This window comes from Streptomyces sp. NBC_01197 (assembly GCF_036010505.1).
In the GTDB taxonomy this organism is placed as follows: Bacteria; Actinomycetota; Actinomycetes; order Streptomycetales; family Streptomycetaceae; genus Streptomyces.
Window position 1 is genome coordinate 6,105,196 of sequence record NZ_CP108569.1, and the last position, 12,428, is coordinate 6,117,623.

Annotated in this window: 12 protein-coding genes and 1 riboswitch; of the genes, 6 read left to right on the forward strand and 6 right to left on the reverse strand. The window is 72.5% G+C overall.

Annotation, left to right across the window (positions count from 1 at the left end; genetic code table 11):
• Positions 1 to 43 precede the first annotated feature (43 nt).
• From OG452_RS28050 to OG452_RS28065, 4 genes are all read right to left on the reverse strand, one after another.
• Positions 44 to 1,549: a cobyric acid synthase gene (locus OG452_RS28050; protein WP_327298347.1), complete on the reverse strand. Its 1,506-nt coding sequence runs from the start codon at positions 1,547 to 1,549 to the stop codon at positions 44 to 46.
• Entirely contained in the window at positions 1,546 to 2,475 is a 930-nt protein-coding gene (locus OG452_RS28055) for a cobalamin biosynthesis protein (RefSeq protein WP_327298348.1), read from the reverse strand. The genes OG452_RS28050 and OG452_RS28055 overlap by 4 nt, the downstream gene beginning before the upstream one ends.
• Before the next feature lie 137 nt (positions 2,476 to 2,612).
• Positions 2,613 to 2,687, reverse strand: a riboswitch (adenosylcobalamin (AdoCbl) riboswitch).
• A gap of 204 nt (positions 2,688 to 2,891) precedes the next feature.
• Positions 2,892 to 3,155, reverse strand: a complete 264-nt coding sequence (locus tag OG452_RS28060) for a hypothetical protein (protein WP_327298349.1) — start codon at positions 3,153 to 3,155, stop codon at positions 2,892 to 2,894.
• A gap of 19 nt (positions 3,156 to 3,174) precedes the next feature.
• Positions 3,175 to 4,428, reverse strand: coding sequence for an inorganic phosphate transporter (locus tag OG452_RS28065; protein ID WP_327298350.1), 1,254 nt, complete (start codon positions 4,426 to 4,428; stop codon positions 3,175 to 3,177).
• 244 nt (positions 4,429 to 4,672) lie between these two features.
• On the opposite strand from OG452_RS28065, the gene OG452_RS28070 reads away from it, so the two are divergent.
• The 3 genes from OG452_RS28070 to OG452_RS28080 all read left to right on the forward strand — a co-directional run bounded on the left by OG452_RS28070 (position 4,673) and on the right by OG452_RS28080 (position 8,022).
• On the forward strand, positions 4,673 to 5,332 hold the full coding sequence (locus tag OG452_RS28070) for a class II aldolase/adducin family protein (RefSeq protein WP_327298351.1): 660 nt from the start codon (positions 4,673 to 4,675) through the stop codon (positions 5,330 to 5,332).
• Positions 5,333 to 5,430: 98 nt separating this feature from the next.
• Positions 5,431 to 6,558 (forward strand): alpha/beta hydrolase family protein, encoded by a 1,128-nt coding sequence (locus OG452_RS28075; RefSeq protein WP_327298352.1) that lies wholly within the window; start codon positions 5,431 to 5,433, stop codon positions 6,556 to 6,558.
• A gap of 99 nt (positions 6,559 to 6,657) precedes the next feature.
• Complete coding sequence (locus OG452_RS28080) at positions 6,658 to 8,022, forward strand: hypothetical protein (protein ID WP_327298353.1); 1,365 nt, start codon at positions 6,658 to 6,660, stop codon at positions 8,020 to 8,022.
• 31 nt (positions 8,023 to 8,053) lie between these two features.
• Here the strand turns inward: OG452_RS28080 and OG452_RS28085 are convergent, their stop codons facing one another.
• Positions 8,054 to 8,449, reverse strand: coding sequence for a VOC family protein (locus OG452_RS28085; RefSeq protein ID WP_327298354.1), 396 nt, complete (start codon positions 8,447 to 8,449; stop codon positions 8,054 to 8,056).
• Between the two features lie 205 nt (positions 8,450 to 8,654).
• Between OG452_RS28085 and OG452_RS28090 the strand changes: the two genes are divergently transcribed.
• From OG452_RS28090 to OG452_RS28100, 3 genes are all read left to right on the forward strand, one after another.
• Complete coding sequence (locus OG452_RS28090) at positions 8,655 to 10,253, forward strand: ABC-F family ATP-binding cassette domain-containing protein (protein ID WP_327298355.1); 1,599 nt, start codon at positions 8,655 to 8,657, stop codon at positions 10,251 to 10,253.
• Between the two features lie 355 nt (positions 10,254 to 10,608).
• Positions 10,609 to 10,830, forward strand: coding sequence for a helix-turn-helix domain-containing protein (locus OG452_RS28095; protein ID WP_018518904.1), 222 nt, complete (start codon positions 10,609 to 10,611; stop codon positions 10,828 to 10,830).
• 124 nt (positions 10,831 to 10,954) lie between these two features.
• On the forward strand, positions 10,955 to 11,746 hold the full coding sequence (locus OG452_RS28100; RefSeq protein WP_327298356.1) for an enoyl-CoA hydratase/isomerase family protein: 792 nt from the start codon (positions 10,955 to 10,957) through the stop codon (positions 11,744 to 11,746).
• Positions 11,747 to 11,846: 100 nt separating this feature from the next.
• Here the strand turns inward: OG452_RS28100 and amaP are convergent, their stop codons facing one another.
• Positions 11,847 to 12,425: an alkaline shock response membrane anchor protein AmaP gene (amaP, locus tag OG452_RS28105; protein ID WP_327298357.1), complete on the reverse strand. Its 579-nt coding sequence runs from the start codon at positions 12,423 to 12,425 to the stop codon at positions 11,847 to 11,849.
• Positions 12,426 to 12,428: the final 3 nt, after the last annotated feature.

Genomic DNA, 12,428 nt, shown 5'->3' on the forward strand with positions numbered 1-12,428 from the left:
CGGCGGGGTGTGCGCTGTCGCGCCCCGGCCGCTCTCATGGCGCTCACGGCGCTCCGGGGGCCACGAACGGGAGTCCGGCCGGCGCGCCCGACTCGATGAGCGCGAGCAGCCCATCGGTGTCAGCGTGCTCCTCGATGAGGTCGCCGAGCCGGTCGAGCTGCTCCTCGCGGAGCACGCCGAAGCTGGTGTCGGGCGCCGGTACGAACCGCCGGCCCGCGACGGCGGCGACCTCGCGCAGGAAGGCCCGGCGGAAACCGTCGCTCTCCAGCGAGCCGTGCCAGTGCGTGCCCCACACGGAACCGGTGCGGCAGCCGTCCAGGAAGGGGGAGCCGCCCAGCACATCGGCGACCCCGTGGTGGATCTCGTACCCCTCGACCGGCTCCCCGAGGGCCTCTCCGACGGGCCGCGCCAAGGTCTTCTCCACCGCGAACCGCACCCGGACGGGCAGCAGCCCGAGCCCGTCGACGGCCCCGGCGCGCGATTCGACCGTGTCGTCGATGTGCTCGCCGAGCAGCTGGAAACCACCGCAGATGCCCAGCACCGGACGGCCTTCGGCGGCCCGCCGGGCCAGCGCGTCGGCGAGCCCGCGCTCCCGCAGCCACTCCAGCGCGCGCACCGTGCCGCGCGTACCCGGCACGATCACCAGGTCGGCGTCGGCCAGCTCCTCCGCACGGTCCACGAACCGCACCACGACGCCCGGTTCGGCGGCCAGCGCGTCCACATCGGTGAAGTTCGACATCAGCGGCACGGCGCACACGGCGACCCGCAGCACGTCCTGCCCGTACGGCGCGGACACGGCGGACTCGCGCACAGTGCCGCGCATCGACACCCGCAGCCCGTCCTCCTCGTCGATACCCAGGCCGTGCGCGTACGGCAGGACACCGTAGGTCCGCCGCCCGGTCAGCCCGTGCAGCATGTCGAGCCCCGGTTCGAGCAGGGATACATCCCCGCGGAACTTGTTGACGAGGTACCCGGCGACGAGCGACTGGTCCTCGGCGCTCAGCAGCGCCGTCGTACCGAAGAACGACGCGAAGACACCGCCCCGGTCGATGTCGCCGACGACGACCACCGGGAACCGCGCGGCGCGCGCGACACCCATGTTCACGATGTCGGTCCGCCGCAGATTGATCTCGGCCGGACTGCCCGCCCCCTCGCAGATCACCGCGTCATACGTGCCCCGGAGCTGAGCCAGACAGTCCGTCACCGTGCCGAGCAGCGCCTCCTGCCGGCCGCCGTGGTAGCCGCGGGCGCTCATCTCGCCCACCGGCTTCCCCATCAGCACGACCTGGCTCGACCTGTCGCTCCCCGGCTTGAGCAGCACCGGGTTCATCAGTGCCGTGGGCTCGACCCGCGCCGCCTGCGCCTGCATCGCCTGGGCCCGCCCGATCTCCGCGCCCTCGCGGGTGACGAACGAGTTGAGCGACATGTTCTGCGCCTTGAAGGGCGCGACCTTCACACCCCGGCGCACCAGCCACCGGCAGATGCCCGCAGTGACCACGCTCTTCCCGGCGTCCGACGTGGTTCCGGCCACCAGCAGTCCGCCACTCATCCGCGTACCTTCCTCACCACGAGAGCTGTCGCGAGCGCCAGCACGGACACCCGGCGCGACAGCCGCACCGCGCGCTCGATGTCGCCGACGGCCACCGGACGGCCGCCGCCGTTGAGCACCGCCCGGTGCTCGACCCGGCCGGCGTACGAGAGGGTGCCGCCGAGCCGTACGCCCAGCGCGCCCGCGAACGACGCCTCCACCGGGCCCGCGTTGGGGCTCGGGTGGCCGCCCGCGTCCGACCGCCAGGCCCGTACGGCGCCGCGCGGGTCCCCGCCCGCGAGCACCGCGAGTACGGCGGTGAGGCGGGCGCCCGGCCGGCCGGCCAGATCGTCGAGCCGGGCGGAGGCCCAGCCGTACCGCAGATACCGGGGCGACCTGTGGCCGACCATCGCGTCCAGGGTGTTCACCGCCCGGAACCCGGCGAGCCCCGGCACCCCGGCCAGGGCGCCCCAGACCAGCGCGCCCACCACCGCGTCGGAGGTGTTCTCGGCCACGGACTCCACGACGGCCCGCGCGATCTGCTGCGCGTCGAGTGCCTGCGGATCGCGCCCGCACAGATGCGGCAGCCGCCCCCTGGCGGCCTCGATGTCACCCGCCGCCAGCGCGTCGCCCACCGCGCGCGCCTCCCGTCCCAGCGAAGTGCCGCCGACGACGGCCCAGGTGGTGGCGGCGGTCAGCGCGACGCCCGCGACGGGACGGCCGCGTACGGCACGCCCGGCCAGTACGGCGGCGCCCACCACGCCCCCGGCGCAGAGCGCGGTGTGCAGCGCGCCCCACCCGCGGTGGTCACGCCAGAGCCGGCGCTCCACGGCGGCGGCGGCCCGCCCGAAGGCGGCGACGGGGTGCCCGCGCCGGGGGTCGGCGAAGATGAGGTCTGCCAGGAGGCCCGTGGTGGCGCCGTACACGAAGACACGCTCGGCACGCATGGGGTCAGCAGGCCGGTACGTCCGGGACCCTCACGGCGGCGGCACTCGGTGCATCGGGCGGTTCGGGCAGCAGGCGGCCGCGCATGGCGTAGTCCTCACTCAGGGTGTCCGCGCCCTGGTCCGACGTGATCGGCGGTGAGAGTTCCTGGCTCCCGGGGGCGACCCCGGTGACAGTGGCGGGACCGCGCCGGATTCGCACCGGACTTCCTCTCCTGCCGCCGTATTGGCCCCGGAAGTCCACCACGGTCGGCGAACACCCGTCAACTCACCCTTGACCTGCGGCGGCGCAGTGTGCCGAGCCCCACACCGGCCACCCGGACGGCCGGGCGCACCGGCCGCGCACACCAGACGCCCGCCCGGTGGCCGGTGGAGGCCGCCGGGCGGGCGGAGTGACGAAGTGGCGGGAGGAGCGGCTGTCAGGCGACGATCAGATAGATCCCGTACGCCACGGCCGCCGCGCAGAGTGCGAAGCAGGCGTACGAACCGGCCCGCGCGGCCGATGCCGGGCCCAGGCCCGTACCGGCAGGCGTCGCGGCGGCGGGTGCGGTGGCGGTGCCTGGTTCCGGCGCTGGCTTCCGCGCCAGGCCCACCACGCCGAGGGTGAACAGGCCCACCAGTCCGACGGTCGCCACGAGGCTGACGCCGAAGACGGTGCCGAGAGCTGCCCAGTCGATGTCCATGGTGCGGTGTCCTTCTCCTTCAGACCGTGGCGGGCCGGTTGGGCTCCGGTGCGGCGCCGCCCGGTGCGGGGATGGTGGTGCGGAGAGGGTCGGAGACCGCTCCGACGGGCGGCGGGACGACGGCCGCGATGGCGGCGGTCACCACCCCGGCCGGCTCCGCGGACCCGGCGGGTTCGTCGGGGGTGACGCTGTGCTGGCCGACCGGCTTGCGGCGGGAGAGCGACCAGATGACACCCGAGCCCGCGACCAGCAGGACGGCGACGGCGCCGACGCCCCAGGGGCCGCGGCCGGTCAGAAACTCGGCACCCGCGCCGACGAGCGCGGCGGCGGGCAGGGTCAGGCACCAGGCGATGGCCATCCGGGTCGCGGTGGACCAGCGGACCACCGCGCCCTTGCGGCCGACGCCCGCGCCCATCACGGCGCCCGAGCAGACCTGGGTGGTGGAGAGCGAGAAGCCGAGGTGCGAGGAGGCCAGGATCACGGTCGCGGCACCGGTCTGGGCGGCGAAGCCCTGCTGCGGCCTGAGCTCGGTGAGCCCCTTGCCCATGGTCTTGATGATGCGCCAGCCGCCCAGGTAGGTACCGAGTGCGATGGCGGTGCCCGCGGAGACGATGACCCACAGGGGCGGGTTCGAGCCGGGTGCGATGACGTTGCCGGTGACCAGGGCGAGGGTGATGACACCCATGGTTTTCTGGGCGTCGTTGGTGCCGTGGGCGAGCGAGACCAGGCCCGCGGAGGCGATCTGGCCGGCCCGGTAACCCTTGGCGGTGGACTTCTCGTCCGTACGGCGCCCGATCCGGTACGTCAGCCTGGTGGCCAGCAGCGCGGCGAGACCGGCGACGACCGGCGCGGCGACCGCGGGGAGCAGGACCTTGGTGATGACGACGTGGCCGTTGACACCCGACGAGCCGACCGACATCAGCGTGGCTCCGATGAGCCCGCCGAAGAGTGCGTGGGAGGAACTGGACGGCAGGCCGAGCAGCCAGGTCAGCAGATTCCAGAGGATGGCACCGACGAGTGCCGCGAAGATCACTTCTGTGGTGATGCCCTGTTCATTGATGATCCCGCCGGAGATCGTCCTGGCGACCTCGACGGACAGGAATGCCCCGACAAGGTTGAGCACGGCGGACATGGCCACCGCGGTCTTCGGTTTGAGAGCGCCGGTCGAGATGGTCGTCGCCATCGCGTTGGCAGTGTCGTGGAAACCGTTCGTGAAGTCGAACACGAGAGCGGTAATGATCACGATCCCAAGGAGCAGGGTCAAGTGTTCCATTTACCTGGGCAATCGTTCGAGGTCATTGACGAGATGAACGTAGGCAACCCGGGTGAACGGAAGATGAACTGAGACGGGCGCTGTGGTGACTCTGCGCGGAGGCCCCCATTCCACTCGCGGCCGGCGGTTGCCGCGGTGGCGTACCGGGGGCACCCGGAGGGCTGGCATCATCGCGTGGACGGGCCCAGAATGCCCGGAGCAGCGCAGATGTGGCAGCGGGACAGATGTGACCGGGGAGACAGCAGTGGCGCCTGAGGAGACCGACCCGCTCGCGAAGGCCTGGCACGAGCTCGTCGCCACCGCCCGCAGGACCGCGTCCGAAGGTCTGGTCGTCGGCACATCGGGCAATGTCTCGGTGCGCTGCGGCGACCTCGTCCTGGTCACCCCGAGCGGAGTGCCGTACGAGAAGCTCGGCCCCGGCGACACCGTCGCCGTGGACCTGGACGGCCGCCAGGTGCTCGGCGAGCTGAGACCGACCAGCGAACTGCCCCTGCACCTGGCCGTCCACCGGTCCACCACCGCCACCGCCGTGGTCCACACCCACGCGGTGCACGCGACGGCGGTCTCCACCCTGGTCCCCGAGCTGCCCGCCGTCCACTACATGGCCGCCGCGCTGGGCGGCCCGGTGCGCGTCGCCCCGTACGCGCTCTACGGCAGCGACGAACTGGCCGTGAACATGCTCACCGCCCTCACGGACCGCTCCGGCTGCCTCCTCCAGAACCACGGCACGGTCACCTACGGCAGCTCGCTCGACCAGGCCTACGACCGCACCGCCCAGCTGGAGTGGATGTGCCGGCTCTGGCTCACCGCGTCCGCGCTGCCCGGCCGCACCCCGTCGCTGCTGTCGCCAGGACAGCTGGCCGAGGCCACCGAGAAGCTCCTGGGGTACGGCCAGCCCGGTTAGGGACCTTTCGTTCGGATGAGAGGCCGGATCCTCGCAGGCCAGGCCTCATTTGCCCCGGTCGGCTGGCATCCGGGCCCGCCTCCGCCGACACTGGTGGGGTGCGCCCGGCAACCGCGACGGCAACGGCCGTCACCACTCTGATCGGCGCCGGCGCGGCCGCGGCAGCGGTCGGCCGGCTCGCCGCCGACGCCGCGCTCAGGGCTCCGCACGGCCGGGCCCTGCCCGCCGAGCCCCGGCTCTCCGTACACGCCACGGCCCCCGGCCGGGTCACCCTCACCCGGTGCCTGGCCTCGCTGCGCCCCGGTGTGTACGGGCTGGAGGGCCCGGGGGTCCACGCGGTCGTCGGACCGGTGATCGACGGCGGCTCCGAGACCGCCGACACCGTCGTGCGCCGTCTCGACCGGGTCACCTACGGCACGCTCGCCCCCGGCACCAAGGTCCGGCTCACTCCGCAGGTGTACGTGGGCGACCCGCGCTCCGCGCTCGGCATCGACCACGCCGACGTGGACATCCCCGGTGAACTCGGCGCCTCTCCGGCCTGGTTCGTGCCCGGCCCACGCTCCACCTGGGTGATCACGGTGCACGGTCTGGGCACCGGCAGGGAGCACCCCATGAACGTCCTTGGTTTCCTGCACCGCCAGCAGTTCGCGGTCCTCGACATCTCCTACCGGGGCGACACCGGCGCCCCCGCGAACCCGGACGGCCTGGGACACCTCGGCGCGTCCGAGTGGCGCGACCTGGACGCGGCCATCCGCTACGCCGTCCGCTACGGCGCGGAGCGCGTCGTCCTGCACGGCTGGTCCACCGGCGCCGCCATGGCCCTGCACGCCGCGGTGGGTTCGGGGATGCGCGAACGCATCAGCGGCCTGATCCTCGACTCCCCGGTCCTCGACTGGGAGGCCACCCTCGGCGCGCTGGCCGCCGCCCGGGGCACACCGGCCTTCCTGCTGCCGCTCGCGGTGCGGGCGGCCCAGGGGCGGACCGGCACCAACGGCGACCGGCTGCGCGCCGCCGCCGACCCGCGGGCGCTGAAGGTGCCCACGCTGGTCGTCCACGGCCCCGGCGACCGGGTGGCTCCCTGGCAGCGCTCCGTCGAACTCGCCGCGGGCGACCCGTCGTTGGTGGCGATGCGGACCGTCACGGATGCCCCGCACGGCGCCATGTGGAACGCGGATCCCGCCGCCTACGAAGAGTCCATGCGGCGCTTCCTGACCCCGCTGATGTAGCGGTCCGGGCCCGCCGGCCGGCGTCCGTGCGCCCTGCGTCAACCTGTAGCGAGGGGTTCCGTTTGGGCTTTCGGGCCGTCAGAGGCAAGACTGCTCCCCGTGACGTCCCGTAACCCGCGCGACTCCAGACTCCGCCTCGTCCGCCCCCGACCTCTGGTCACGGCCCGCCGTGTCGTGAGCAACAGGCCCATCCGCCCAGCCCCGCGCCCGCCCGCCGGTACCCCGGCCCCGGCGGAGCTGGCCCGTCAGGCCAGGACGGTGCTCGCCGACGCCGTCCGGATCGCCCGCTGGGCCGGGGACGCCCGGCCGGTGCAGGGCGGGGCGCTCACCGCCCCGGCCGCCGAACACGCCGTACGTACCCTCGCGTTGACCCCGGAGGCGGTCCGCGCGGGCTGGGACCGCGCCCGGCTCGCCGGACTCGTCGAACTGCACGGGGACATCGCCCGCCCCGGGTGGCGGCTGCGCGCCTGGGACGGTGACGACAGCGCGGTGCTGCGCGGCTGGGTCGCCCTCTTCGACGCCTGGTCGATCGTCCACCCGGCCGCCGCCGATGTTCCCGCCACCGCGGTGGCCGAGGTCGTCGAGGCCGTACCGCAGGTGCTCTCGCTGCTTCAGCTCTCCGCGGGTCCTGTGACCGTGCCGGCCCTGCTCGACCTGCTCCAGCAGCGCGTCGTCGAACTGCACGAGGAGCGCTGCGAGGTCCCCTGCGGCCCGCGTCCGCAGCCTGAGCCCCCGATGGCGGCCGGGACGCTCGCCGCGCTGCTCGACTGGGCGCTGCGGGGCCTGGCGGCGGTCGGCGCCCTGACGCTGGCGCCCGGCCAGGCGACGCTGACACCGCTCGGCAACTGGGCGGTCTGGGTCAAGCTGGAGCAGATCTGCGTCGCGGCGCAGAGCCCGGCGGGCAACATCGAGCAGCGCGCCGACGACATGCTGCGCGGCTGTGCGGGGCTGACACCCGGCCCGGCGCGGGCCGAGTACCGCGCCTGGCTGGCCGCCCGGACCGTGGGCAGCGCGGTCACCGAGCTGCTCGGGGTGGCCCGCGGCGAGGACGCGCTGCTGCGCGGTCTCGCCTTCGAGGCACTGAGGGTGGTCGGCGCCCCCGCGGAAGCGGCGGTACGGGGCGCGGCCGGTGAGACCTCGCTCCGTCCGTACGCGGTGCTCTGGCTGGCCGAGTACGAGGGCGCCGACCCGGAGGACGCCCACGACGCCCTCACCCGTGAGGAGGCGACCTGGCTCTGGGTGGACACCGCCGCGGCCGTCGCCGACCACGGAGAGAGCACCCTGCTGGTGCGCCATCTGGAATCAGCGGTGCAGGGCACCGTGCCCGCGCTGCTCGAAGAGGTGCGGGCGGTGGGGCACCCGCGCACCGTGCAGGTGCTGGTGGCGCTGGCTGCCGCGCACCCCGATCCGGCCCTGGCCAAGGCGGTGCGCCGGGCCGCGTTCCAGGTGCACACCGGGGGCTGAGTTTCCGGGCGGCCCTATGTGCCGGGACGGCTCAGACCGGGCCCCCCGGCACATAGGTGCCGAAGCTCCAGACGTTCCCCTCGGCGTCGCGCGCCACGTAGTCGCGGGAGCCGTAGTCCTGGTCGGTCGGCGGCATCAGGATCTCCACCCCGTGCTCCACGGCCCGCCGGTGGTGGGCGTCGGTGTCCTCGATGGCGACGTAGACGCCCATCGGCCCGCCCTTCGCCATCGCCTCGGCGAAGAACCCCTCCCGGCGCCGGGTGCTGAGCATCACCATGCCGTCGCCGTAGGCCAGCTCGGCGTGGGCGACGGCGCCGCTCTCGTCCTCGTACACAGCGACCTCGGTGAAGCCGAAGGCGTCCTTGAGCAGCCGGATGGCCGCCTTGGCGTCGTCGTACAGAAGCGTCGGACTGATCGTGGCAACCATGCCGGACACCCTTTCCCGCGGAGTTCGGTCTTCCTGTTTGTCTCACTTGTGCGCGGTGCGGTCCCAGTCTGGCACCGGGCACCGGCAGAGTGCCCGCGCGGCACCGTTAGACTGGGCCGCATGGCATTTCTCCTTGTGCATTAGCCGGCGTCGAAGCAACCCTCCGCCTGCCCTTCCGCCGTCCATACCGCCCTGGAGTTTTTCCGTGATCACCGCTTCCGGCATCGAGCTGCGCGCCGGCGCCCGCATCCTCATCGAATCCGCCTCCTTCCGTATCGCCAAGGGCGACCGCATCGGCCTGGTCGGCCGCAACGGCGCGGGCAAGACCACGCTCACCAAGTGCCTCGCCGGCGAGGGTGTCCCCGCCGGGGGCACCATCACCCGCTCCGGCGAGGTCGGCTATCTCCCGCAGGACCCGCGCACCGGCGACCTCGATGTGCTCGCCCGCGACCGCATCCTCTCCGCCCGCGAGCTGGACTCCGTGTTGCGCAAGATGCGGGAGAACGAGGAGCGCATGGCGAACGGGCAGGGTGCGACCCGCGAGAAGGCGATGAAGAAGTACGAGCGCCTGGAGACGGAGTTCCTCACCAAGGGCGGGTACGCGGCCGAGGCCGAGGCGGCCACCATCGCCGCCGCACTCGGACTGCCCGACCGGGTGCTCGGCCAGCCGCTCCACACGCTCTCCGGTGGTCAGCGCCGCCGGGTCGAGCTGGCCAGGATCCTCTTCTCGGACGCCGACACCCTGCTCCTCGACGAGCCCACCAACCACCTCGACGCCGACTCCATCGTCTGGCTGCGCGAGTACCTGAAGAACTACCGCGGCGGCTTCATCGTGATCTCCCACGATGAAGAACTGGTCGAGACGGTGGTCAACAAGGTCTTCTATCTGGACGCCAACCGCACCCAGATCGATGTCTACAACATGGGGTGGAAGCTCTACCAGCAGCAGCGCGAGGCCGACGAGAGGCGCCGCAAGCGCGAGCGCCAGAACGCCGAGAAGAAGGCCGCGTCCCTCAACTCGCAGGCCGACAAGATGCGAGCCAAGGCGACCAAGACCGTCGCCGCGCAGAACATGGCCAAGCGCGCGGACCGGCTGCTCGCCGGTCTCGAAGCCGTCCGGGTGTCCGACAAGGTCGCCAAACTGCGCTTCCCCGACCCCGCGCCGTGCGGCAGGACCCCGCTGATGGCGGAGGGCCTGTCCAAGTCGTACGGCTCGCTGGAGATCTTCACCGATGTCGATCTCGCGGTCGACAAGGGTTCCCGCGTCGTCATCCTCGGCCTCAACGGCGCGGGCAAGACCACGCTGCTGAAGCTGCTGGCCGGCGCCGAGAAGCCCGACACCGGCGAGGTCATCGAGGGCCACGGCCTGAAGATGGGCTACTACGCCCAGGAGCACGAGACGCTCGACCCCGACCGCTCGGTGCTGGAGAACATGCGCTCAGCCGCGCCTGATCTCGACCTGGTCCAGGTCCGCAAGACGCTCGGCTCGTTCCTCTTCTCGGGCGACGACGTCGACAAGCCCGCCGGGGTCCTCTCCGGCGGTGAGAAGACCCGGCTGGCACTGGCCACCCTCGTCGTCTCGTCGGCCAACGTCCTCCTGCTCGACGAGCCCACCAACAACCTCGACCCGGCCAGCCGCGAGGAGATCCTCGGCGCGCTCCGCACCTACAAGGGCGCGGTCATCCTCGTCACCCACGACGAGGGCGCGGTGCACGCCCTGGAGCCGGAGCGGATCATCCTGCTGCCCGACGGCGTCGAGGACCTGTGGGGTCCGGACTACGCGGATCTCGTGGCACTGGCCTGATCCGTCGCCCGGTCCTCCGCCTGATCCACTTCGGATGGATCATTCGGCTCACAGGTGATCCTTCATCTGAGTGAGCCGCTCTCGTACCCCGGCGCGTCCCGCGACGGCTGCCCGCCCGGCGGGCAGCGCGCGGGCCCGTACCGTGCTTCTTCCATCGGACCGCCGCTGACCAGCGACTTAGCGCTCAGCGGCGGTCCTTTGTGTGTCCTGCCGGGGCCAGAATTCCGCGGTCCGGTCGGCAGAGTGAGCCGGGACACAGAAATCCCCGTCGCACAGACCTTGCCGAATGGGTGGCCAGGAAGGCCGGTAGGGGTGATCATGAGAGTCCAGAGCGCACTTCCTTGAGGAGGCACGGGTGGCCGAGACTCTGAAGAAGGGCAGCCGGGTTACCGGCGCCGCGCGTGACAAGCTCGCGGCAGACCTGAAGAAGAAATACGACTCCGGTGCGAGCATCCGGGCACTGGCCGAAGAGACCGGCCGCTCCTACGGATTCGTCCACCGGATGCTCAGCGAGTCCGGTGTGACGCTGCGAGGACGCGGCGGAGCGACACGAGGCAAGAAGGCCGCAACCGCCTGACAGGGCTGTGGCCAAGGGTTCTGGGATTCACCGGTTCACCACGGTGGCCACCCGGTCGGCCGGAAGGCCGGCAGGGTGGTTACTGTGCAGTCACTTAACTGTCTGCACCGAACCGGAGACCCCCATGACCTCGCTCGACTACGTGCTCGACAAGGACGGCGTACGGCTGACCGTCGAGGACGCGGTTGCCACGGTGACGCTGGCCAACCCCGCGAAGCGCAACGCCCAGTCTCCCGCTCTGTGGCGGGCGTTGACAGAAGCGGGACGGTCACTGCCGGGCAGTGTCCGCGTCGTGGTGCTGCGCGGAGAGGGCAAGTCCTTCTCCGCGGGCCTGGACCGGCAGGCGTTCACGCCTGAGGGTTTCGACGGTGAACCGTCCTTCCTCGATCTGGCACGAGGTGATGACGCCACGCTCGACGCGGCCATCGCCGAGTACCAGGAGGCGTTCACCTGGTGGCGCCGCACCGACCTGGTCACGATCGCCGCCGTACAGGGCCATGCGATCGGTGCCGGGTTCCAGCTCGCTCTCGCGTGCGACCTGCGGGTCGTCGCCGATGACGTGCAGTTCGCCATGCGTGAGACCAGCCTCGGACTCGTCCCCGACCTCACCGGCACGCACCCGCTGGTGGGGCTCGTCGGCTATGCCCGGGCGCTGGAAATCTGCGCCACCGGCCGGTTCGTGCACGCCGACGAAGCCGTCCGTACGGGCCTGGCCAATCTGGCCGTCCCCGCCGACGAGCTCGACGGAACGGTCACCGACCTGGCGGCCGCCCTGCTCGCCGCCCCCCGCGACGCGGTCATCGAGACCAAGGCACTGCTGCTCGGAGCACCGGACCGTACCTACGAGGAGCAGCGGACAGCCGAGCGCGCCGGGCAGGCCCGCAGGCTGCGTGACCTGGCGGGACTGTCCGACTGACGGCCCCACTGCCTGTCCGGCTGACCGGTCCGGCTGACGGTCCGTACGGCGTTCCCGGGCTTTCCGCCGGGCCCCGTGTCCAACACCCGGCACGCTTCGCTCAGGTCACCCGGCGCGCGCGGTGCTTCACGGTGCGCAGCTGGACCTCGGCGGGAAGTCCGGCCAGTCCGGCCGACTCGCGGGCGTGCGCCAGGGCCCCGGTGGTGAGGTCCGAGAGCGCCGACACCGGCTCCGAGTGCGGCGCGAGCGACATACCGATCCGGGCAGCGGGGGAGGTGCGCCGGCCGGTCAGCCGCACCATCGCGCTGTCGACGCCGTGCAGCGACTCGGCCTCGGCCGCCAGTACGTTCTCCAGCGCCCGGCCCCTGAGCCGCGCCCCGTCCCCGTCGCCGCTGTCGACCAGCACCTCGGAGAGCCGCGAGCGGCGCAGCTGGGCGAGCAGCCACCACAGTGCGAGCAGCACGATGGCGGCGAACGCCGCGATGACCGCCGGCCACCACCAGCTGTCGCCGCGCCACTTGGTGCGGCGCTCCGTGCTGAGCAGGACGTCGTGCGGTCCGCTCCATGGCCACCACGAGGGAACGGCGAGGTGCAGCCCCGCCGCCAGCACCGCCCCGCCGATGGCGAGCAGTACCAGTCCGGCGAGAGTCAGCAGCACCCGGTTGACCGTCTTCAGCATCGC